Genomic DNA, 22,196 nt, shown 5'->3' with positions numbered 1-22,196 from the left:
CCCTAGAGAGCAACCAACAGTTTTGATTATTTTTAAATAGTTTTAATCAATTAATTATAAGCTGTTTGGTAGCTCCTATCAGATCATATTTTATCAATTATTTTTCAACTAGAATTGAATTACATCATAAATAAAAAAAGACCACAGCAGATAGCCATAGTCTTTTAAGGAATATATACAGATATCCCTAATTAACTCTTGATCTACTCCCTTTCGAACGCTTACGAGGTTAGCTGTCGGGCTCAGGTTAAGGGTAACCTTACCGAATTCACCCATAGTAAATTCAGATTCGCCCCAAAAAAATGGGTCCCCCGCTTCTAGTATAAACATAGAACTAAGCGATTAAAATAGATTATTTAGTTTTGTTAATATATTATAATCCTTAAATCAGTCATTTGTCAAGTTGATTAAATTATCATATTTTTACAATCATCTTCAAAATTTGATATTTTAGTCTTACTTTTAAGATTTACTCTATCTCATCTCTTGTAAAAGAATGAGCTGCCTTTGATTTTTCGGTTTTACTGACATAGGTTTCTCTATATAAGGTATCACTACGAGCAATCCAAGCCCCAATAAAGCAGACTATCGTTGCTGGCTTGATCAATTCAATTCCGAATAATTCAGCAGCTAACAAAGTGGTAGTTACTGGAATATGGGCCGCACTACCCAACACCCCGACAGCAACTGCAGAAACAAGGGCAAAAGGATGAGGATAATTTAAGATATTAGCCAAAAATGCCCCTCCCAATGCTCCAATCGTCAAGGCAGGTGCTACAACTCCACCACTTCCTCCTGAACCAATAGTAAATGATGTCGCTAAAATTTTACCAATCATCAATAAGAATATCAATCCAACTCCAAAATTAGAATTAACTGTTATCTCTTCGATCAATGAAATACCCGTCCCTAAAACTTGTGGAGTTATAATCACAGCTGTAAGTCCTGTTAAAGCTCCGCCTAAAGCCGTTTTATAATAATCAGGAAGTCTTATTTCTTCATTTAAGTGTTCATAACCATAGAGAGATTTAATGAATAATAAACTGACCAATCCTGTAAAGACACCTACCGCTACAAAGAATAAGATATCCTGTTGGGGATTAAAGACATAATCCTGAGGAATTGGAAATGTAAACAAACTAGGCTTATTTAATACTACAGCATGAATATAATAAGCTGTAATACTAGAGATAAAACCAATAAAGAGATTCTTATACTCAGCATCATCCATATATAAAACCTCTGCTCCAAACATTCCCCCAGCAATAGGTGCCGTAAAGATAGCACCGAAAGAAGCCGCCATTCCACAAATTACTATCTTTTGGATATCGGTCAACTTCAAATTAAGATTCTTACCAATAAAATAGCCAAGACCTCCACCCATCTGGACGGTTGGCCCTTCTCTCCCTGCTGAACCTCCAAAAGCAATAGTAAATACGCTGGCAATTAATTTGACGGGTACTACTATAATATCAACTTTACCCCAGTCTTGATTATAGGATTCAATAATCGCATCTGTACCATGTCCTGCAGCCTCAGGGGCAAAGGTTGACGTTAAAAAGCCACTAAGAAAGAGACCAATAATCGGCATAATATAAACCCATCTTGTTGCAAAGACTCCACTTAATAGCTCTATCCCCCAATTAAGGCTACCAGTAAATATTACTGCTGCAAAGCCTACTACAATACCGACTAACACAGAAAGTAATGTCCATTTAACAATATACTTTACTGATGAAACAATATCATCTAAAAAGTTATTATTACTCAAACTTTTCATCTTTTACCTCCCATCTAAAAGATACCTTTCTTCTTTTCTTTATACCAATAAATTACTTCATCACCTACTTCAAATTCATCAATATCTGATGGTAAATGATAGCTTTGATGCCGAAGAATAAGGATTGGATAAGCATTCCCTGCAACTTTTTCTTCAAATTGAGTAACTGGTACTTCTTTTAGCTCTGACCACTGATCAACAACTATCTTCTTAAATTCAATCTCAAGATGAAGATCATGAATTAATTCAGCAAAATCAGCCCCATTCAAACGAGTAACTATCTCAGCGGAAATCGAATCAGCAGGATTGATTATATTATTCAATTCCATAACTTTAGCCAACTCTCTATATTGATGAGTTCCTATTGTTAAAATAACCTCTGGAATCCCCATCTTTTTAGCTGCTTTCCCTGCCAAAAGATTAGTTTGCTCTTCTCCAGTAACACCTATAAATGCTGCTGTATTATTATTTCTAGCTTCTTCTAAAATCTCAGGATGAGTTGCATCCCCAAAGACTATTTCAACATAAGGATAAACCTCAGAAATATATTCACAAACCTTTTTATCACTCTCAATTAAAGTTACCTTGTACTGTTGAGAATGACCCTTGAATAATTCCAGCATTTTTTTACTAGTTCTTCCTCCACCCGCAATTATAATATGCATCATTAATCTCCCCTTTTAGTCTTATAATTTCTTAATTTAACCAATCCTCAATATCTTCAATCTTTCAAACTCTAAATCTAGTTACACATTACCTCAAACACCTTTTCCAACTTATCTTTCTCCCCCATGATCACCAATAAATCATCTTGACTTATTACATAGTCTGGCCCTGGTGAAACATTTAAGCCATCTTCTGTCTTCGCTGCAATCACATTGACTCCATACCTTCTCCTCAAGTCCAACTCCTTTAAACTATGTCCCACCAAATCCCCGGTTGCCAATATTTCAGCAACTCGATAATAAGGTGACAGTTCTATATAATCTAATAAATTAGCAGATATCAAATTATTGGCAAGACGTTGGCCCATATCCCGTTCAGGATAGACAACCTTATCTGCACCTATCTTAGTCAATAAGACCCCATGTAAATTATCCTGTGCTTTAGCAACAACATATTCTACTCCTAACTCCTTTAAAATCAATGTTGCTAAAATATTAGCATTTAAATTATCGCCAATACTGACAATAGCTGTATCAATCTCACTTATTCCTAATGATTTCAAAGCCCTCTCATCTGTTGCATCTGCTTGCACAGCATGGGTTACATAACTACTTATATTCTGAACCTTTTCTTCATCACAATCTATCGCTAGTACATCATAACCTTTATCAATTAAGGTTTTAGCTACACTGGTACCAAAGCGACCTACTCCTATTACCGCAAATTGCTTCATAACTCATTCCTCCTTATTTAACCAACTAAAATTCTCTCTTTAGCATATTTATAATTGGCCTTAGCTTTTCTTTGAGCAATTGCTACTATAATCGTCAACGGGCCAACCCTACCAGCAAACATTGTAATAATAATTAAAACTCTTCCTATCCTCGATAAGCCACCCGTTATTCCTGTCGATAAACCAACCGTACCAAAAGCAGAGACTGCTTCAAATAATAGAGCCAAAAATTCTGCTTGCTCAGTAATATTTAAGAGCATAGTCACTACTAATACTAATAACATAGCAATAAAGACAATCGAAATCGCATTATAAATATCATTCTTATCTAATCTTCTTTTAAAAACCTCTATATCATCCCTACCAACTACTCGAGCATATAAGACTGCTCCTAAAACCCCAAAGGTAGTCGTCTTAATCCCACCACCAGTCGAACCAGGAGAAGCTCCAATAAACATCAAAATAATCATAAATAATAAGGTAGAACTCCGCAATCCTCCTGTAGGTACAGTATTAAACCCAGCAGTTCTTGGGGTAACAGCTAAAAAATAAGAAGCTAACGTCTTTTCACCTAAGGTCAACTGACCTAATGTTTCTGGATTATTATATTCCAACGTAAAAGCTACAAGCATTCCAGCAATAATTAAGATAGCAGTTATACTTAAGACCATCTTAGTATGTAGCGAAAACTTCTTAAAATTTCTCTTATTATTATAAACCTGAGCAATAACAGCAAAGCCAATTCCACCAATAATAAACAAACTGGTAATTACTAAATTAACCACGATATCCCCCGTAAAGTTTTCTAGACTATTACCGAAGATATCAAACCCAGCATTATTAAAAGCTGATATTGAATGAAAGATCCCAAAATAAAGTGCCCGCCCTACAGGCATATCCTGAACAAATCTAAGAAATAATAAGAAAGCACCAACCGCTTCAATACTTAAAGCTACTGTCACTACATACTTAACCAATTTAATAAGACCTGCTAATTTAAATTGGTCAAGATCCTCTTGAATAATCAATCTTTCCTTCAAGGTGATTTCCCTTCCAACTAATAAAGCAAATAAAGTAGCCATTGTCATTAGTCCTAAACCACCAATCTGAATCAAGAACATAATCACTGCTTGCCCAAAAGTGGTAAAGAATTCAGCGGTGTTTTCTACTATTAGACCTGTTACCGCTGTAGCAGACGTAGCAGTAAATAAGGCATCTAAAACATTCATACCCCCTTCTTGAATAGTTGCAATTGGTAAACTCAATAATCCCGTCCCCACCACAATAATTATCAAATAACCTAATGATAATATCTGGGCTGGGGAGAGGCTATGTATATCAAATTTTTGTTTCATGATTTATCCCTCCGTTAACTATCACTTCTGAGGCATTAAATACTTAGTATCCTTAATTATTTTCACAATTCCAAAGAAGATTACTAAAAATTCAAGCCTCCCTAAAAACATTCCAAAAGTCTGAGTCCATAAAATCAAACTAGGCAATTCTGGACTGGTCAATCCAATTGATAAGCCTACTGTTCCTAAAGAAGAAGCAAATTCAAACATTGACTCTAACAAAGGATAACCGTGGGCCAAAAAGATTAAGACCCCTAAAAAATAAGTAATCATATAGATAAATATGTAATTAGCTGTCGTTTTAATATACTCTGGCTTGATATATAACTTACTCTCTCCTCGCCAAATATAATTCTCCCTAACCACATTCTCAGGTAAAAAGAACCCTTGTAACTCCCAAACTAAAGATTTTAACATTAAATAAATTCTAAATAGCTTAATTCCACCAGCAGTCGAACCAATTCCTCCCCCAATCAACATTAAAATCACCACAGAAAAGACCCCAAATTGATTCCAATTAGCAAAAGTATTAAGAGAGAAGCCAGTAGTAGAAATTGCACTTATTATTTCAAAAACTCCTCTTCTTAATGCATTAGGTAAAGTATCATATAACTCAACCAAAGAAAAATAGATAACTACTGGTACAAATAAAGCAATCAAAGCAGATAATAATCTTATTTCACCATTTTTAAAAAATATTTTAAATTTACCCTTTAACAAGGCAAAATGAGTTGCAAAATTAATCGTTCCTAAAATCATTAATACCCAAGTTACCATCTCTATAGACAAACTATCCCAATAACCTAAACTATCAACTCTAGTAGAAAAACCACCAGTTGATAAAGCTGCTATCGAATGATTAATAGCATCAAATAACCCCATACCAACCAATACATATAGGATTATCCCACTAATTGTATAACCACAATAGATATACATAATGGCCTTAGTTGATCTCCTTACATGAGGCAATAACTGATCACTTCTTCCCTCAGCATTATATAATCCAAAACCATACGGATGTAAAATTGAAGATAACATCACAACAACCAAACCAACCCCACCAAAAAATTGCATAATACTACGCCACAACAGAAATATATGTGGTGCCTCTGCTACATCAACAACTGATAATCCAGTCGTCGTCCAACCACTTGTCGCTTCAAAGACCGCTTGGGTAAAGTTAAGCTCTCCTGTAATCACAAATGGTAAAGCTGAAGCAATAATTGCCACAAGCCAAGAGCTTAAAACAATAATTCCACCTTCTCTTAACGAAAGGGTTGATTCATCTTTAGAATCTATCTTCTTATAAAACAAATAACCAATACTACTAAATATAATTGAGGGAATTACAAAAGCCTTTAAGTAGATAATTTCATCTGGATAAAAAGGCAAAGCTAATAATGGTAATAATAAAAAACCACCAATTGCCATAATTAAAATACCAATATACTTTATTATCAACTTATATCTATTCTTAATTATTCTGTTATATCTCATATATTATTCCTCCAGCTAGTCAACTTTATTACTCCTCACCAGTAAGAACATCAAAAGCTTCTGCTTGTCTTTGTGGTAAAGTAATAATTAATACCTTGTCATTTTCCAATAGTTTTGTACTTCCTTTAGGAATTACGACCTCTTCTCCTCTAATAACACAACCAAAGACAATCTCATCAGGCAGATTAAGTTCCTTTAATTTCTTACCTAATACTGGTGAGCCTTCTTTTAAAATAACTTGAGACAAATTGAGCCTTCCTTCTTCAATAGATAATAAATTATTTACATCAGTGGTTTCTACCCGCTGTTCAATCAATAGTGAAATTAATTTAGTTGTATTAAAGATTGTATCTACACCTAAATTTTTAAATATCTCTTCATTATCAGGATTATTAATTACGGAAAAAGTTTTAGGAATTTCAAATTCCCTCTGGGCCAACTGACAAATATATAAATTATCAGGATCATTATCAGTTAAAGCTAAAATAGCATCTGCCCTACTTGCCCTAGCTTGCTCCAAATAATTCAACTTAGAACCGTCACCATGTATAATTACAGCATTTAATTTCTTAGCTAAATTTATACAATAATCTTGATCCTTATTAATAACTGAAACCTGATAGCCTTTAGCTAAAAAGTTTTTAGCTAAAAAATATACTATCTTTCCTCCACCTACAATTATAATCTCCATTGCTAAACGCTCCTTACAATTTCATCTTTAAATTTATCCACCAATAGACTAGTAGGAGTCATTGTAATTACATCTAACTCTTTATAGATAACCTCTTTTTGTGAGTCTAAGACCCTAACCAATACCTTAGGCACTTGATATAATTCACTAGCTATCTGAGCAATCATAGCATTAACATTATCATCATCAGTCGTTACAACGACACTGTCTGCTTTAGCCAATTTAGCATCCTTTAAAACTTCTATCTCTGTAGCATCACCTTCAACAGTAAAACCAGTAAATTCTGCGGATAACTCTTCAAATGAAGTAGCATCCTTATCAATTACAACGACATTTTCTTCTTCTTTAGATAATAAATTGGCTAAATAAGACCCTGTTCTGCCACAACCAATAATTAGAATATACATTATTCTCCATCTCCTAAATTGATTCCTTTTCTTTCATAATTGAATTTAGTTGTTCTATTTAAATTATCCTTAGCTGGCTGATAAGTTGGATCCAATGATAACGCCGCTCGATATTTCTTCTGTGCTTCTAAAATTTTACCCTTCAACTCTAAGATTACTCCTAATAAATTAAATGCTTCAGGTTTAGAAGTATCCAAAGCTACTGCCTTTTGTAAATATTCCTCACCCTTTCTAACATTTCTTTTATTAATACAAGATTTAGCATAATTTAAATAATCTTCATAGCTATCTAACTCTTCTTCTTTTAGTTTTGAACTTCTACGCTCTAACACCTCTTGCACAACATCTCTAATCTCTTCAGAACTAAATGGCTTTCGTAAATAATCTAATGCCCCTAATTTCATAGCTTCTACTGCAGTCTCAACAGTACCAAAACCTGTAATCATAATCACATTAGCTTCACTATCTAATTCTTCGATTTTACTTAATACTTCCATGCCATCAATTCCCGGTAGTTTCATATCTAATAATATTAAATCAAAATTATTGTTTTCAATCTTTTCCAATCCATCTTCTCCATTAACAGCAGTTAGTACTTCGTAATCTCCTTCTAAACATTTTGTTAAAGTAATTCTAATATTCTTCTCATCATCAATTACCAAAATTTTATTGTTAGCCATCTTAAATCCTCCTTTTATTTATAGATATTCCTTAACTTTTTTTAATAAACCTTTAGGTTCAATAGGTTTAATTAAATAATCATCAGCTCCTAATTCAGATGCCTTCTTGATATCTTCTTCTTCGGCTTTAGCACTTAACATTAAAATAGGAGTATCTGCCATAATTTCATCACCTCGTAATGTTTCACAGACTAAGAAACCATTCATTTTAGGAAGCTTGATATCAAGTAAAATCAAATCTGGCTTCCAATCAAAAGCAGCCTTCACTGCATCAACTCCATTACAAACCACCTTAACCTGATATCCAGCATTCTTTAAGCATAATTTTAAAACAGTTATTATATTTTTACTATCCTCAACCAGTAATATTTTCTCCATCTTTATCCCATCCTTATTTAGGTAGCTTAAGAGTGAAAGTAAAAATACTTCCCTCCCCAACTTCACTATCCACCCAGATCCGTCCACCATGAGCTTCAATAATTTCCTTAGCAATAGCTAATCCCAAACCTGTACCTGTATCTTCAGCTTGATCATCACTAACCCGAACAAATTTATCGAATACTTTACTTTGATATTCTTTAGGAATCCCCTTCCCGGTATCACTGATCGCAATATGAACCTTATGCCCTTTCTTCTCAGCACTTAATCTTATTTCTCCCCCTTGATCAGTATAACGTAAAGCATTCCCAATTAAATTTGTAATCACCCAACTAATCTTACTTAAATCTCCATAAACCTCCAAGTTCCCTACCTCTTCTGCTACTAAATCTACTCCATTCTCTTTCGCCTGTTCAGTAAACGGGCGTAGAGAAACTTCAAAAATTTTAGCTACTTTAATTGAATTAAAATCAAGATTTATCTCTCCAGATTCTATTTTAGAAAGATCTAATAATTCATCAACCAAATGATTCAACCGCTCACAATCCTCCTTAACAACTGTTAACAGTTCATTTTGCTCTTCATTTAATTGACCAATACTACCTTCTAATAACATACTAACTGCCATACCCATTGATGTTAAGGGCGTTCTGAATTCATGAGAAACCATAGATACAAATTCTGATTTCATTTGATCTACTTCTTTAAGGTGAGTAATATCTTCTAATAGAATTATTATTAAATTAACTTCATTATCTTCATTTTTAACGGGAGTAGTTGTCATCCTGAAATAACACTCTTTTTCATCTTGAATAAGCTTTAATGCTTCAGCATCCCTTATCTTTTGTTCTTTTCCAGTTTGTAATGTCTTAGTAATCAATTCAAAAATTCTTTCTTCTTTAATTACTTCCAAAACATGATTTCCTTTTATCTGCTGTTCATCTAAAGCAAACAATTTCTCTGCTTTAGAATTCATAAGTAATAATTTATTTTGATTATCAGTAACTAATAATGGATTAGAAATACTCTTTACAATAGCTTCTGACTTTTTCTTCTCAGCAACTAATTTATTGATATTCATCTCTTCATAATCTTTAAGCTGTTGAGTCATACTATTAAATTCATGGGCCAACTGACCTATTTCATCTTTAGTACTAACTTCAATCAGTTGATCCAAATTACCATCAGCTACCTCTTTTACTTTTTCAGTCAACTTCTTAGTCGGCTTAATAATCAAGTTTGAAATGTAATTTCCACAGGCTAAAGCGACTATTACTGCTATTACCGAAAAAATTATTGTCGAATAAATAGCTTGCTCTGCATCATCGTTGGCCTTCTGCTGAGCTAATTTCATTTGATCTTGATTGATAATTAGTAAATCTCTTGTTTGTTCTTTTATATCTTCAAATTGTGGCATAATCTCTTCTAAATAATAATCTTGAGCTACTTCAAAACCATCTTGATTAAAAGTTTGACGCAAAACTAAAAATTTCTCTAAATACTCTTGATACTCTTCTTTAATTCTTTCTATAATTTCTCTTTCCCCTTCAATGGTAATATTATCTTCAGCTCTTGACAGATGTTTAATAAACTCCATTTGATTTTCTTGAAATATATCCAATGCTTTATCTTGCTGTCCAAAAACAAAGATCAATTCTGCACTATCTTGCCTTTCTAATGCTTCCATCATCCCTTCAGAAGCAACAACACTACGATAATTTTCTACCATAATATTATTTATTGCTTCATTTAACTTTAAAAAGTTATTAATAGACCATCCTATAGCTCCAATAGTAATTAAAATTACTAAAATATATCCCAATAAAATTTTAGTCTTCAAACTCAAATTCTTAACCTTCATCTTTACACCTCATAAATTTATTTTAACTAATAATCAACTTTAATATAACAAAACAAAAAAGACTACAGCAGGTAGCCGTAGCCTTGGTTATAAATTAAGTCACTTATCCCTAAGTGTTAAATTAAACAAAGACCTTCTACCCTTTTGAACGCCTACGAGGTTAGCTGTCGGGCTCAGGTCAAAAGGTCACCTTACCAAATTCACTGACAGTGAATTCAGATTCGCCCCAAAAAATGGGTCCCCCGTTTCTAAATCTAGAATTAGGCGATTACATAGATATATATTATTCAATTTTAAATGCTACTGCTATTATAACTATAATCTTTTCTGTTTGTCAAGCTAGAACCTGAATTATTTAAGTTTCAAAAAATTATGACATTCAAGTTCAACAATTGCCAATTTATACTCTGTATTCTTAACTAAAAATTGGCCCATCCTACTTATGAGGAGGTATTAATAATGAAGCATCTCGAACAAATAAAAGAAACAGATACAGAAGGTCTCTGCTTTCAGGTCAAACATAAAACTTTACAAGTCCCTCGCAAGCTATACTTAGATAATCTAGCTAATTATGACGAACCTTTTAGCGAAGAAGCAGCACAGCATCTAACCCAAGAATATCTTGATTGGAAGGATGACCAAGGCTTATTAGGAATGATCAGAATCGAAGATAACCCAGAAGAAAATCTTGTTAAGTTAGATGTCGCTATGAGGTATGTAGTTGAGTGTGAGGAATAAAGTTGCCTAACGGCAACTTTAGTTTAAGTCTAAGGTTAAGGTTGAGTTAAATACAAGACTAGTTACTAGTAATTTGTAATTAATTGTTCAATTATTCAATATTCATTATTCAATATTAAATGTCTTTATCTTTTCAATTAAATCAGCGATCGCATCATCATAGCTCCATTGATTAAACGAAGGATGAGGAACTCCCTCAATAATCTGTTGCTTTTGAATCAATTCTAAATCATCCTTAACTAAATCTAAATAAGACTCTGCCAACTTACCACAGGGAACTAAATATTGATTATCAGGCAACTCATTTAATGCTTCCACCAAACGCTCCTTAAAATTGGCTACCACGATCTTTTTAACCTGATTCCACCCTTCTTTTTGATGGCTTTTACTCTTATAGTTGGTTCGCAATTTTTCTAAGATAGCAACGACCCTTTCATCCCCAGCACTCAAATCATACTCCTGTAACCCTCCTTTTTGCATCGGAGCAGGTGCTACATTCAAGATACTGAACTTGTTTAAATTTTGATACTGCTCCTGATACTCTTCCTTCTGACTGACCAACTTACCAAATGGCTCCTTGAACTGCTTTCCATAAATATTCTTAGTCATCTCCACTCCCGAACTACCTGCTACTGGATAGCCATTTTTCATCTCCTGGGTATGTGGCGATTCAAGGATAAACATAATGACCGATTCCTGATTGATTACGTCTGGAACATTATAATTACTAAAATAATTTTGTGTTACTTCTTTCAACTCTTTCAACTCTTTCAACTCCTTCACTCCCTTTACAATTTTACTTTTACAATTTTATCTGTTCTTAATGACTTCTTAACATCAATCACCCGTTGATTAGAAGAACCACGATAATTTAAGCTTAAATCCTGTTTAGCTTCTTCAAATAGACCATCGATCAAAACATCAGTTACCTTTACTAAAGATAGTTTTTCTTGATCTTGAATCAATTCCTCATATAAAAATCCTGTATAAGTAATAATATCAAGCTTTTGATCTAACTCCTTAATCTGTTGTCCTAACTGAGCAAACTCTGCTGCCTGAAAGAAAGGATCTCCTCCACTAAAGGTAACTCCAGTAATTAAAGCCTTCTCCTTGATCTGCTCAATTATCTCTTCTATCTCAAACATCTTCCCTGCTTTAAAAGAATGTGTAGCGGGATTATGGCACCCTGAACACTGATGCTTACAACCTTGAGCAAAGATAGTGAATCTCACTCCTGGCCCATCTACTACACTCTCAGGTGTAATTCCTGCTAATCTAAGCTGCATCAATTTCACTCCTCAATTATCAGTGTCAACAAAAAACCAGAGGATAATTCCTCTGGGGCTGATTAAAAATAATCCAGTATTCAATTATTAATTAAAGATAAATTTCAATTTCCCTGCTTTAAGAATAAAATTCTCACTCTAATATAGTTAATCTAAAATATAGTACAGATATTGATTATAATCTTAATCTTTCCTCTAAATTACAGAAATAAACTACAGCCTTTTTTCAAATACTATTTATAGGCTACTAAAATTTAAAAGGGGGAATTTCAATAATGCCAACTATGATGGAAACTCATATGGATAGGTATCAAAAATGTATCGATATCTGTAATCAGTGCCTGGCAGAGTGTGAATTCTGCTTGGATGCTTGCTTGCATGCACCTGATGTGGATAAGAGGATAGAATGTATAGAGCTATTAAAGGACTGTATTGAGATCTGTTCTATCTCTGCTAAGTATATGGCAGGTAATAGTAGATTTGCTAGTCAAATCTGTGAATTATGTGCTGAGATCTGTGATGCTTGTGCAGCTGAGTGTGAACAGTTCGAAGATGATCACTGCCAAGCTTGTGCTCAAATCTGTCGTGACTGTGCTGCTGAATGTCGTAATATGGTACAAACTCACCAATTCTAAGATTACCAAAACGAGCAGGCTGAAATTATCATCCAGTCTGCTCGTCTTAATGATTAAAAGATAAATTCTTCACTAGATAATCTAGCTTTAATCTCTTCAATCACTTCTTCCTCTTCTGCCTTACCATCAGCTACAAAAGTCACAGAAAATCTAACAAAGGCTCCAGCATCATCCCAAGGGACTGTCGAGATGAGATGTTCTTTAATTAAGTACTGAGAAAACTCTTCTGCTGTTGCAAACTCAACTCCACCTTTAATCCCTTTTGGAATCTGAACATAGAGATAAAAAGAACCTTTAGGTTTAGTAACATCGAAACCTACCTCTTTTAGTACCTTAACCAACATATTATGTCTTCGGGAATATTTACTACACGTCTCTTCTGTAATCTGGGGATGGTTAAGAGCATAGACAGCAGCCTGCTGAATTGCTTTAAATTGGCCCGAATCATTATTATCCTTGACTGTAGCAAAAGCATTAACTACTAATGGATTCCCTGCTACAAAGGCCATCCGCCATCCTGTCATATTGAAGGCTTTGGATAGAGATTGAATCTCAATGCCGACCTCTTTGGCCCCTGGAATCGATAAGAATGATAACGGTTGATAATCATCAAAAGTTAAACCAGCATAAGCTGCATCATGAATTACTATAATATCATTCTCTTTAGCAAAGCTGACTACTTCGGTAAAGAACTCTTCATTAGCTACTGCTCCAGTAGGATTATTAGGATAATTTAAATACAACAATTTGGCCCGTTCTCTCTGCTCCTCAGTCAGAGTAGACAGAGCAGGTAAAAAGTCATTCGCCTTCAATAATGGCAAATTAACTACTTCACCACCCATCCATTCTGTATGGGTACCCATTACTGGATAACCAGGTGTAGTCATAATCGTAATATCACCAGGATTGATAAAGGCTGCTGGAAGCATAGCTAAAGCAGGCTTAGAACCAATAGAGTGATTAACTTCCGTCTCAGGATCTAAATCCTCAATCCCATAAACCTCTTCCATATATTGAGCTGCCGCTTCCTTAAAGGCAAAGATTCCATTATCGGCATAACCTCTATTCTCCCATTTCTTAGCTTCTTCACAAAGTGTCTCTACTACTCCTTGATCTGCCATCCAATCAGGCTCACCAACACCCATATCTATCAATTCAACATCAGGATGCTTCTCTTTAGCTACCTGTTTGGCCCGCTTTATCTTTTCAAATTTATAGATTACATCTCCCTTACCAAACTGACTACCACCGATTCTATCAGCAAATAACTGTTGAATATAACTCTCTTCTGCCATTATAATCACCTCTTATTATTCTTTATTCTTCTCACTTGAATTAAAGCTTACTATTATAATACTTCATGTATATATAAATCTTTCTGCAATCCAGTTCTAATTGATAATGGATAATGGATAGTTAAAGCCACCTCAAACTAATAAAAATAGAACTTTAAAAGGTTTTGACCTTAATCTTTTAATTATCAACTGTCAATTTTAAACTATCAACTACTCTTTCCACTCTCCAACAAAGACCTCTTCAGCTGGGCCAGTCATATAGACATGATTGTTATCTTCAGCCCATTCTATCAATAAGTCACCACCGAGTAGATGAACCATTACTTCTCTATCAGTCAGCTGATTTAAAATAGCTGCTACTGTTGAAGCACAGGCACCTGTTCCACAAGCTAGAGTAACTCCTGCTCCTCTTTCCCAGACCCTCATCTTCAACTCATCAGAGTTAACTACTTCTATAAATTCTACATTGGTCTTGACAGGAAATAAAGAATGCTTCTCAATTAACGGGCCAACTTCACTGACCGGAAAATCATCTACTTGATCTACAAAGATTACACAATGAGGATTGCCCATCGAAACAGCCGTTATCTCATACTCTTGACCTGCAACCTCTAAAGGTTGCTTAACTACCTGCTTCTGCTCAACTCCAGCCATTGGAATCTCTTGACTCTTTAAGCGAGGTTGGCCCATGTCAACCTTTACAACCTCTACCTGACCAGCTTCAATAATCAATTCAGGAATTATAATTCCTGCCAACGTTTCCACTTTAACCTTTGTTTTATCTGTCAATTTTCGCTCATAAAGATATTTAGCAAAACATCTGATCGCATTCCCACACATCTCCGGTTCACTACCATCAGGATTGAATATTCTCATCCTAAAATCCGCTTCATCCTTTTCAGCTGGTAAGACCAAGACCAAACCATCAGCTCCCACACCAAAATGTCTATCACATATTTCTCGGGCCAACTGCCCTAGATTAGTCAACTTTTCTTCTAATAAATTAACTATTACAAAATCATTACCAAGTCCGTGCATTTTAGTAAATTTCATACGATCCACCTCTTTTTTTCTTGATTAGTGTTCTCCCTACAAGTCTTATTAGACTTTCCGTAATAAAAATCATTTGCTAAATTTAAGCCTATCACCACAGTGCTTCACAGATAACTAAGTTTCTCTACATCCCCGTCTTAGTGTACAATTTACAATGTAAAATAGATATGGTTTCTATGGGTTCTACAACATTTACAAAATTCTCGGTTAAATCTATTGAATTTATACTCATCTAGAAATCTTAATGTTATCTGAATTCTGGAAGTAAGCTTCAGCTTCCTTAACAACTACTCCAGATAATCCTATAATACCAACTAAGTTAGGAAATGCCATTAATCCATTTGCTACATCTGCAAGTGACCAGATTAATTCTAATTGCACCATAGCACCAACTGGTAAAGCTAGAATATATAACCAACGATAAAATTTAATTGCTTCTTGACCAAAAAGATAATCTACACAACGCTCGCCATAATAAGACCAACTAATAGCTGTAGAAATAGCAAAGAATATAATTCCGAAAGTAACAATCCAACCACCAGGACCAGGTAATCCCATTTCAAATGCCTGAGCTGTCAATGATGCTCCAACTTCTCCACTCTCCCAAGCACCAGTTACTACAATTACTAACGCTGTCATAGTACAAACAAGCAAAGTATCAATTAGTGGCCCTAACATTGCTACTAAACCTTCATGTACCGGCTGACCTGCTTTAGCTGCAGAGTGCGCCATTGGAGAACTACCTAAACCAGCTTCATTAGAGAAGATACCTCTAGCAACTCCAAAACGTAAAGTTGCTGCTACCGTTGCTCCAGCAAATCCCCCTGCTGCTGAAGTCGGTCTGAATGCTTGCCTAAATATAGTAGCAAACGCAGCTGGAAGTTGACTAGCATTAGCTAGTAGAACTATCAATGCACCTAAGAAATAAATAACAGCCATCAAAGGAACAACCTTACTAGTTACCTTACCAATTCTCTTAATTCCACCAATAATTACTGATCCAACAATAAGTGCTATTGCAATTCCAGTTGCTGCTGTTGGAATTCCAAAGGTACTATGTAGTGGATCAGCTACTGAATTAGCTTGTACCATATTACCGATTCCAAAAGAAGCTATCCCTGCAAAGAGAGCAAATAAAACCCCTAGCCACTTTTGCCCTAAGCCATTTTCTAAATAATGCATCGGGCCACCACTAACTGTTCCATCTTCTCTAACTACCCTATATTTCTGACCTAATAAACAACTAGCAAATTTAGTTGCCATTCCAAAAACACCAGTAATCCACATCCATAATACTGCTCCCGGACCACCAAGGGCTATTGCTGTTCCTACACCAGCAATATTACCAGTTCCAATAGTAGCTGACAAAGCAGCACTTAAAGCCTCAAAGTGATCGATTTCACCATCATCTTCTGGGTCATCACGTTCTCCTTTTAAAACAGCAAAGGCTTCTTGTAATTGAGTCTGAATCCCACCAGTTCTAAAAGTAATTAAGACACCAGTTCCAACCAGCAAAACAATTAAAAAAGGTCCCCAGACTATACCACTTAACTCACCTAAAAATTCTACCATTATTTAACCTCCTAATTATATTTTTTATTTACTAAAACATTTCGATATTTTCATCTTTTGAAGGATATAAATTAAGCTACCTTTGAGCTTGATAAAGACCTGTAGGGACATTAAGTTTAAGGTTAAGTAAATGCTAAACCCTTATATACTTTTAACGATTGGCTTAACCTTAATCTCAACCTTAAACTTAAGCTAATACGCATATAAATTCCCATAAGGTCTTGCAGAACGAGGTTCTAACTTACAAAATTCAGCATCCAGTACCTCTTCTAAATCATAATCAAACTCCTGACAATAATCCTGCAAATAACCTATAAGTTCCTTACGATCATCTTCATCAAGACCACTAATCTTAACCTCTTGACCAATCTGGTAATCTTCTACTTGTCCTCGAATATAGATCACCCCGCCATGCATTCCAGCCCCTACATAATTACCAACAATATCTTGCCCTTCAGCTCTATTCAATCCTAATAAAATCATTCTTCCTCCAGCCATATACTCACCAAAGAAATCTCCTGCTCCACCACCGATAATAATCAAAGGTTGTTGATCTTGATAACCTTTCATATGAATTCCAACCCGATAACCTACATCTCCTTTAACATAGATCTCTCCACCACGCATACTATAACCTAACGTATCACCTACACTACCATGAATTATAATCTGACCACCATTCATAGTATTGGCAATTCCGTCCTGTCCATTCCCATTAATAACAATTTCTGCCCCATTTCCGAAAGCAGCTAGATCATTACCTGGTGTACCATCAATGATCAATTTAGCTTGCTCTGTTAACCCATCACCGATATAGCGTTGACCATTGACATTATTTAAAATTATTTCTTTCTCACCTTTAGCCAACAGTCCTTTTATCTCTTGATTTAACTCTCTATAATAAACCCCCTGAGCATCAATTACAGCCACAACAACTTCCTCCTCTCCTCTTCACTAAAAGATAAATAACCGAAATCATCAGCCAATAACTCCTCTTTAATCTGACTAACATCCTGCTCTTCTTTAATTAACCCTGTCAAAATTCCAGCTCGATCTATATCAGTTAAGTAAATAAATCCTACAATCTTTCCCTCCTGTAAGACAACCTTTCTATAACTATTATTTTCCAATAATTTACTACTTAAAACCTCATACCCATCACCTTCTGGATTGATAATTCCAGCTGTAATCATTGGTAGACCAAAAAATCCAATCGAATTGCGAACAAAACCTTCATTATAGCTTTCACTAGCTCCAGCCATATTCTGCCCTGCTACTAACCCTTGGCGATAAGCATTCGGCCAGATAGGAATCACTGCTGCTGAACCTCTAACTAGATCATAGCCTTCTGAAACATCTCCAGCAGCATAAATACCACTTATATTAGTCTCTAGCTGATCATCAACTATAACCCCGCGATTTAATTCTACTTCTGTATCCTGCACTAACTCAGTATTTGGTCTGACACCTACAGCAATAATAGCTAGATCAGTCTTTAATTGTTGGCCCGATTTTAACTTAACAGCCGTAGCTCTATCAGTACCACTAAACTCTTCTATTGTATCTTCTAAAACAAACTCAATCCCTTTAGCTTCTAAATTCTGCTGGACAATTTCAGCTGCATCCTGATCTAAAATAGCACTTAAGACCCGATCAGCCAATTCAACAACTGTCACCTTAACTCCTAATTTGACTAAAGCCTCCGCTGCTTTAAGTCCAATCAAACCAGCTCCTAAGATTACTACTTCTTTAATATCTCCTTCCTCAACCTCTTGAGCAATAGCTTTAGAATCATCAAGTTTGATAAATGTATAAATATTATCCTTATTGGCCCCTGTAATCGGAGGAATAAACGGTGTTCCTCCTGTAGCTACCAATAATTTATTAAAATTGATCTCTTCCCCAGACTCTAAAGCAAGTAATTTATCATCCTGATCAACTTTAACTACCCTGTCACCCAATCTAGTCTCTACTCCATACTCTTGATAAAAATCTGCTCCTCGATACTTCATCTGCTCTGCACTGACCTGCTCAGCTAAATAATATGAAATTAAAGGTCTCGAATAGGTATGATACTCCTCATCAGAGATGACTGTAATCTTTCCCTCTTGATCAACCTTTCTAATTCCTTCTATAGCACCAATCCCAGCAGCAGAATTACCGATAATTACATAATCCACAGTTATTACCTCCCTCTATTCTATTCTCGCTCCTCAAACTCCAATGCACTATTAGGACAGTTTGTCACACAAGCTGGTTCTTCCTCTGTAATACATAAATCACACTTAGAGATTACCTTATCTCCATATTCATCTCTTCTAATTACACCATAAGAACAAGCCATAATACAAGTCCAACAACCTACACATCTAACAGCATCATAGTTAACTATCCCTGTCTCTTCATCTTTCTGAATTGCTCCCGTGATACAGGCTTTAGTACAATCTGCAGCCTCACAATGGCGACACTGTAAAGCAAAAGAGATATTATCTTTAGATTCGATAATAATTCGTGGTGTAATCTCTTCTAATTTATGTGCTTTAACTATATCTTTCGATTTAGAATGGCTAGTTACACAATAAACTTCACACAGCTTACAACCAAGACAGTACTCCTCTCTAGCATAAACTCTTTTCATCAAATCCCCCCTAGTTCAATTAATAGTTAATAATGAATATTGAATAGTTTTAAACCCTCTTTTTTCATTGTTAATTTTTTCATTGTTAATTATTCAATATTAAATCTTCAATGCTTTATTTTCCTGCGTGTTTAATCCCTAAAATCTCCAATTCTTTTTCAGTTAAGTCAATCCCCCGTAACATTAAGCGATTGCCTCGCAGACTCTCTAAGGCATTGATCCCCATTCCACCTAAGATCTCTTTAATTTCATGTGACCAACCTGTAATCAAGTTCTTAACTCGCTGGGCACCAACTTCAGGGTTTAATCTCTTGACCAACTCAGGTCGTTGAGTAGCAATTCCCCAGTTACACTTACCTGTATAACACTTCTGGCACATATGGCACCCTAAAGAGATTAAAGCTGCTGAGGCAATATAGACAGCATCTGCACCTAAAGCAACTGCCTTGACAATATCGGCACTATTTCTAATACTCCCACTAACAACTAAAGAGACATTCTTTCTTAGCCCCTCTTGCCGGAGACGATCATCAACAGCTGCTAAAGCCAATTCAACTGGAATCCCCACATTATCACGAATCATAGTCGGTGCTGCTCCAGTCCCTCCCCGATAACCATCAATTGCAATAATATCGGCACCAGCACTAGCGATTCCTGATGCAATAGCAGCTACATTATGGACAGCAGCTATCTTAACAGAGACTGGCTTTTTATAATCTGTAGCTTCCTTCAAAGCATAGATTAACTGTCTTAAATCCTCAATCGAATAAATATCATGGTGTGGTGCTGGCGATAAAGCATCTGATCCCTTAGGAATCATTCTCGTCTTAGAAACCTCTGCTCCTACCTTCTCACCTGGCAGATGACCTCCAATCCCTGGCTTGGCCCCTTGACCAACCTTAATTTCAACAGCTGCTCCAGCATTTAAATACTCATTATGAACTCCAAATCTACCAGAAGCAACCTGAACAATAGTCCTTTGACCATACTGATATAAATCTTGATGTAAACCACCTTCGCCGGTATTATACATCAACCCTAAATCACTAGCTGCTTTAGCCAACGACTTACAAGCATTGATACTAATCGAACCAAAGGACATTGCACCAAACATAATTGGAATATCCAACTCCAACTGTGGCGGTAAATCCTTCAATTCTCCATTATCATCAAACTCAATCTGATCTGGCTTACGACCTAAGAAAGTCTTCAGCTCCATTGGCTCTCGTAGTGGATCAATTGATGGGTTAGTAACCTGACTAGCATTCAATAAGATATGATCCCAATAGATCTTTTTAGCAGTCGGATTGCCCATCCCCGTCAACAAAATCCCACCAGTAGCAGCTTGTTTTTGAATATTCTCAATCATATTTCCAGTCCAATTTTTATTCTTCTTATATTCAGATGGATTCTCCCTAATTATTAACGCATTCGTAGGACATAAAGTTACACAGCGATGGCAGTTGACACAATCAATATCTTGAGCCACCATCTTCTCTAAATCTTGATCATAAGCATGAACCTGGTTAGCACATTGGTGCTGACAAACTTGACAATCAATACATCTATCTTGATCCCGCTCAATTATAAATTCTGGAATGTTATAATCTAAGCCCATACTTCTTCTCTCCCTTCTAATAATCCAATAACTGGTTCTCCACCTCTAGGAGTCCAGACCTTTTCTGGTTCAGAACAGATTTCTCTGATTGCTGACTCTTCACTAGCTACATATGTTCTCTCCTCATCCTCAGCAACGACTAAAGGTCGTAACTTAATTCTGTCATTCAAAGCCAAAAAGCCATCCTTATGACCCAAAATAATTGAAAATGGCCCATTCAATAAAGCATTACCATAGATAGTTCTGATTGCAGTAGCTATCTTCTTCTCCTTTGGCTCCATCCTCTCAATCTCACTCCATAAAGGGGCTGCTACTGCTTTAACAGCTGACTCTAAAGATAATTTATGCTTTCTTAACATCAAATCAAATAAATAAGTAATTGCTTCAGTATCGGTCTGCATCGTACACTTATAACCAAACATCTCTAAATATCTCTTGTTGGCCCCATATGATGAAATCTCTCCATTATGAACAATTGACCAATCCAATAAAGTAAACGGATGAGCTCCACCCCACCAACCTGGAGTATTGGTTGGAAATCTACCATGAGCCGTCCATAAATATGCTTCATACTCTTCTAACTTATAAAAATCTCCTATATCTTCAGGATAACCAACGCCCTTAAAGACCCCCATATTCTTACCACTTGAAACTACGAAAGCCCCGCGATAATTGGCATTAATATTCATCACCGATTGAGCCACATATTCATCATCTGCCAAACCAAATTCTGATAACTTCTGCTCATTTGGCATAGCAAAGTAACGCCAAATAATTGGTGGGTTACTAATCTTATCTACCTCTCTAGTAGGTATCTTTTCTGCTACAGCAATATTAAAGTGGCGATTTAAAAAATACTCTACCTCCTCTTTAGCATCCAAATCATCATAAAACATATGGATTGCATATTGCTCCTTAAATTCAGGATAGATACCATATGCTGCAAAACCACCCCCTAAACCATTAGAACGCTCATGCATCAGAGCAATAGAATCTATAATCTCTTCTCCAGAAAATCTGTTACCTTTTCTATTTAAGATCCCACTGATAGCACAACCAGACATGATCTTCTCTTCTGCTCTACTACCTTTCATCTGTCTTCCCCCTCAAAAAATTATATTTTCATTATATAAAACTGTATTTTCATATTGTATAAACATTATACGGTATATTTTCACAATATGCAAGGAAAAATTAAAAAAATTAGAACAGGTTTCTAAACCTGTTCTAACATTATTGATATATAGTTTCACTTTTAAAATTAAAATCTGCAACCAATAAACTTCAAAATCAGTTTCGAGAGGGCTAAA

General features: G+C 35.4%; 23 protein-coding genes and 2 riboswitches. Of the genes, 2 read left to right on the top strand and 21 right to left on the bottom strand.

Annotated features, from left to right (window positions below; all coding sequences use genetic code 11):
* Window positions 1-203 precede the first annotated feature (203 nt).
* A riboswitch (cyclic di-AMP (ydaO/yuaA leader) is annotated at window positions 204-351 on the bottom strand.
* A gap of 118 nt (window positions 352-469) precedes the next feature.
* The 10 genes from MWH25_RS09235 to MWH25_RS09190 all read right to left on the bottom strand — a co-directional run bounded on the left by MWH25_RS09235 (window position 470) and on the right by MWH25_RS09190 (window position 10,051).
* Entirely contained in the window at window positions 470-1,780 is a 1,311-nt protein-coding gene (locus MWH25_RS09235; protein ID WP_248627366.1) for a chloride channel protein, read from the bottom strand.
* Between the two features lie 14 nt (window positions 1,781-1,794).
* Complete coding sequence (locus MWH25_RS09230) at window positions 1,795-2,448, bottom strand: potassium channel family protein (RefSeq protein WP_248627365.1); 654 nt, start codon at window positions 2,446-2,448, stop codon at window positions 1,795-1,797.
* 74 nt (window positions 2,449-2,522) lie between these two features.
* A complete protein-coding gene (locus MWH25_RS09225; RefSeq protein WP_248627364.1) occupies window positions 2,523-3,179 on the bottom strand; it encodes a potassium channel family protein in 657 nt (218 codons plus the stop codon).
* Window positions 3,180-3,196: 17 nt separating this feature from the next.
* On the bottom strand, window positions 3,197-4,534 hold the full coding sequence (locus MWH25_RS09220) for a TrkH family potassium uptake protein (protein WP_248627363.1): 1,338 nt from the start codon (window positions 4,532-4,534) through the stop codon (window positions 3,197-3,199).
* A 21-nt stretch (window positions 4,535-4,555) separates the two neighbouring features.
* Window positions 4,556-6,034 carry a TrkH family potassium uptake protein gene (locus MWH25_RS09215; RefSeq protein WP_248627362.1) on the bottom strand — a complete coding sequence of 493 codons (1,479 nt, stop codon included), beginning with the start codon at window positions 6,032-6,034 and terminating at the stop codon, window positions 4,556-4,558.
* A 28-nt stretch (window positions 6,035-6,062) separates the two neighbouring features.
* On the bottom strand, window positions 6,063-6,725 hold the full coding sequence (locus tag MWH25_RS09210) for a potassium channel family protein (protein ID WP_248627361.1): 663 nt from the start codon (window positions 6,723-6,725) through the stop codon (window positions 6,063-6,065).
* A gap of 2 nt (window positions 6,726-6,727) precedes the next feature.
* Complete coding sequence (locus MWH25_RS09205) at window positions 6,728-7,132, bottom strand: potassium channel family protein (protein ID WP_248627360.1); 405 nt, start codon at window positions 7,130-7,132, stop codon at window positions 6,728-6,730.
* The gene (locus tag MWH25_RS09200; RefSeq protein ID WP_248627359.1) at window positions 7,132-7,812 is read right to left on the bottom strand and encodes a sigma-54-dependent transcriptional regulator; all 681 of its coding nucleotides are present in this window, start codon (window positions 7,810-7,812) and stop codon (window positions 7,132-7,134) included. Before MWH25_RS09200 ends, MWH25_RS09205 begins: the two co-directional genes overlap by 1 nt.
* Before the next feature lie 18 nt (window positions 7,813-7,830).
* Complete coding sequence (locus MWH25_RS09195; protein ID WP_248627358.1) at window positions 7,831-8,190, bottom strand: response regulator transcription factor; 360 nt, start codon at window positions 8,188-8,190, stop codon at window positions 7,831-7,833.
* 13 nt (window positions 8,191-8,203) lie between these two features.
* Window positions 8,204-10,051, bottom strand: coding sequence for an ATP-binding protein (locus MWH25_RS09190; protein ID WP_248627357.1), 1,848 nt, complete (start codon window positions 10,049-10,051; stop codon window positions 8,204-8,206).
* 134 nt (window positions 10,052-10,185) lie between these two features.
* A riboswitch (cyclic di-AMP (ydaO/yuaA leader) is annotated at window positions 10,186-10,328 on the bottom strand.
* Between the two features lie 182 nt (window positions 10,329-10,510).
* Between MWH25_RS09190 and MWH25_RS09185 the strand changes: the two genes are divergently transcribed.
* Complete coding sequence (locus MWH25_RS09185) at window positions 10,511-10,789, top strand: hypothetical protein (RefSeq protein WP_248627356.1); 279 nt, start codon at window positions 10,511-10,513, stop codon at window positions 10,787-10,789.
* Window positions 10,790-10,894: 105 nt separating this feature from the next.
* Here the strand turns inward: MWH25_RS09185 and MWH25_RS09180 are convergent, their stop codons facing one another.
* On the bottom strand, window positions 10,895-11,563 hold the full coding sequence (locus tag MWH25_RS09180; RefSeq protein ID WP_248627355.1) for a hypothetical protein: 669 nt from the start codon (window positions 11,561-11,563) through the stop codon (window positions 10,895-10,897).
* Window positions 11,564-11,577: 14 nt separating this feature from the next.
* Window positions 11,578-12,075 carry an anaerobic ribonucleoside-triphosphate reductase activating protein gene (nrdG, locus tag MWH25_RS09175; RefSeq protein ID WP_248627354.1) on the bottom strand — a complete coding sequence of 166 codons (498 nt, stop codon included), beginning with the start codon at window positions 12,073-12,075 and terminating at the stop codon, window positions 11,578-11,580.
* A 275-nt stretch (window positions 12,076-12,350) separates the two neighbouring features.
* Here nrdG and MWH25_RS09170 point away from each other — a divergent pair, with 275 nt between their 5' ends.
* Complete coding sequence (locus tag MWH25_RS09170) at window positions 12,351-12,710, top strand: four-helix bundle copper-binding protein (RefSeq protein WP_248627353.1); 360 nt, start codon at window positions 12,351-12,353, stop codon at window positions 12,708-12,710.
* A gap of 53 nt (window positions 12,711-12,763) precedes the next feature.
* Here the strand turns inward: MWH25_RS09170 and MWH25_RS09165 are convergent, their stop codons facing one another.
* The 9 genes from MWH25_RS09165 to MWH25_RS09125 form a co-directional block, all read right to left on the bottom strand.
* Complete coding sequence (locus MWH25_RS09165) at window positions 12,764-14,005, bottom strand: LL-diaminopimelate aminotransferase (RefSeq protein WP_248627352.1); 1,242 nt, start codon at window positions 14,003-14,005, stop codon at window positions 12,764-12,766.
* 210 nt (window positions 14,006-14,215) lie between these two features.
* Window positions 14,216-15,058, bottom strand: a complete 843-nt coding sequence (gene dapF, locus MWH25_RS09160) for a diaminopimelate epimerase (RefSeq protein ID WP_248627351.1) — start codon at window positions 15,056-15,058, stop codon at window positions 14,216-14,218.
* A 228-nt stretch (window positions 15,059-15,286) separates the two neighbouring features.
* Entirely contained in the window at window positions 15,287-16,630 is a 1,344-nt protein-coding gene (locus MWH25_RS09155; protein ID WP_248627350.1) for an alanine/glycine:cation symporter family protein, read from the bottom strand.
* Window positions 16,631-16,822: 192 nt separating this feature from the next.
* Window positions 16,823-17,560 (bottom strand): GltB/FmdC/FwdC-like GXGXG domain-containing protein, encoded by a 738-nt coding sequence (locus MWH25_RS09150; protein WP_248627349.1) that lies wholly within the window; start codon window positions 17,558-17,560, stop codon window positions 16,823-16,825.
* Complete coding sequence (locus MWH25_RS09145; protein ID WP_248627348.1) at window positions 17,551-18,810, bottom strand: NAD(P)/FAD-dependent oxidoreductase; 1,260 nt, start codon at window positions 18,808-18,810, stop codon at window positions 17,551-17,553. The genes MWH25_RS09150 and MWH25_RS09145 overlap by 10 nt, the downstream gene beginning before the upstream one ends.
* Before the next feature lie 20 nt (window positions 18,811-18,830).
* Entirely contained in the window at window positions 18,831-19,268 is a 438-nt protein-coding gene (locus MWH25_RS09140) for a 4Fe-4S dicluster domain-containing protein (RefSeq protein ID WP_248627347.1), read from the bottom strand.
* Window positions 19,269-19,383: 115 nt separating this feature from the next.
* Entirely contained in the window at window positions 19,384-20,886 is a 1,503-nt protein-coding gene (locus tag MWH25_RS09135; RefSeq protein ID WP_248627346.1) for a glutamate synthase-related protein, read from the bottom strand.
* The gene (locus tag MWH25_RS09130; protein ID WP_248627345.1) at window positions 20,877-21,980 is read right to left on the bottom strand and encodes a class II glutamine amidotransferase; all 1,104 of its coding nucleotides are present in this window, start codon (window positions 21,978-21,980) and stop codon (window positions 20,877-20,879) included. Before MWH25_RS09130 ends, MWH25_RS09135 begins: the two co-directional genes overlap by 10 nt.
* A gap of 12 nt (window positions 21,981-21,992) precedes the next feature.
* On the bottom strand, window positions 21,993-22,196 hold a 204-nt coding region (locus MWH25_RS09125), incomplete at its 5' end, for a hypothetical protein (RefSeq protein ID WP_248627344.1).

The sequence above is a fragment of the Natroniella acetigena genome, assembly GCF_023227745.1.
GTDB classification, from domain to species: Bacteria; Bacillota; Halanaerobiia; order Halobacteroidales; family Halobacteroidaceae; genus Natroniella; species Natroniella acetigena.
Note: the sequence above shows the minus strand (reverse complement) of the source record. Positions and strands in the feature narration are given on the sequence as shown.

What these genes read in the sequence shown, in the direction of transcription:
- MWH25_RS09235 (WP_248627366.1), bottom strand. Translation starts at nt 1,780, where the DNA reads ATGAAAAGTTTGAGTAATAATAACTTTTTAGATGATATTGTTTCATCA.
- MWH25_RS09230 (WP_248627365.1), bottom strand. Translation starts at nt 2,448, where the DNA reads ATGATGCATATTATAATTGCGGGTGGAGGAAGAACTAGTAAAAAAATG.
- MWH25_RS09225 (WP_248627364.1), bottom strand. Translation starts at nt 3,179, where the DNA reads ATGAAGCAATTTGCGGTAATAGGAGTAGGTCGCTTTGGTACCAGTGTA.
- MWH25_RS09220 (WP_248627363.1), bottom strand. Translation starts at nt 4,534, where the DNA reads ATGAAACAAAAATTTGATATACATAGCCTCTCCCCAGCCCAGATATTA.
- MWH25_RS09215 (WP_248627362.1), bottom strand. Translation starts at nt 6,034, where the DNA reads ATGAGATATAACAGAATAATTAAGAATAGATATAAGTTGATAATAAAG.
- MWH25_RS09210 (WP_248627361.1), bottom strand. Translation starts at nt 6,725, where the DNA reads ATGGAGATTATAATTGTAGGTGGAGGAAAGATAGTATATTTTTTAGCT.
- MWH25_RS09205 (WP_248627360.1), bottom strand. Translation starts at nt 7,132, where the DNA reads ATGTATATTCTAATTATTGGTTGTGGCAGAACAGGGTCTTATTTAGCC.
- MWH25_RS09200 (WP_248627359.1), bottom strand. Translation starts at nt 7,812, where the DNA reads ATGGCTAACAATAAAATTTTGGTAATTGATGATGAGAAGAATATTAGA.
- MWH25_RS09195 (WP_248627358.1), bottom strand. Translation starts at nt 8,190, where the DNA reads ATGGAGAAAATATTACTGGTTGAGGATAGTAAAAATATAATAACTGTT.
- MWH25_RS09190 (WP_248627357.1), bottom strand. Translation starts at nt 10,051, where the DNA reads ATGAAGGTTAAGAATTTGAGTTTGAAGACTAAAATTTTATTGGGATAT.
- MWH25_RS09185 (WP_248627356.1), top strand. Translation starts at nt 10,511, where the DNA reads ATGAAGCATCTCGAACAAATAAAAGAAACAGATACAGAAGGTCTCTGC.
- nrdG (WP_248627354.1), bottom strand. Translation starts at nt 12,075, where the DNA reads ATGCAGCTTAGATTAGCAGGAATTACACCTGAGAGTGTAGTAGATGGG.
- MWH25_RS09170 (WP_248627353.1), top strand. Translation starts at nt 12,351, where the DNA reads ATGCCAACTATGATGGAAACTCATATGGATAGGTATCAAAAATGTATC.
- MWH25_RS09165 (WP_248627352.1), bottom strand. Translation starts at nt 14,005, where the DNA reads ATGGCAGAAGAGAGTTATATTCAACAGTTATTTGCTGATAGAATCGGT.
- dapF (WP_248627351.1), bottom strand. Translation starts at nt 15,058, where the DNA reads ATGAAATTTACTAAAATGCACGGACTTGGTAATGATTTTGTAATAGTT.
- MWH25_RS09155 (WP_248627350.1), bottom strand. Translation starts at nt 16,630, where the DNA reads ATGGTAGAATTTTTAGGTGAGTTAAGTGGTATAGTCTGGGGACCTTTT.
- MWH25_RS09140 (WP_248627347.1), bottom strand. Translation starts at nt 19,268, where the DNA reads ATGAAAAGAGTTTATGCTAGAGAGGAGTACTGTCTTGGTTGTAAGCTG.
- MWH25_RS09135 (WP_248627346.1), bottom strand. Translation starts at nt 20,886, where the DNA reads ATGGGCTTAGATTATAACATTCCAGAATTTATAATTGAGCGGGATCAA.
- MWH25_RS09130 (WP_248627345.1), bottom strand. Translation starts at nt 21,980, where the DNA reads ATGAAAGGTAGTAGAGCAGAAGAGAAGATCATGTCTGGTTGTGCTATC.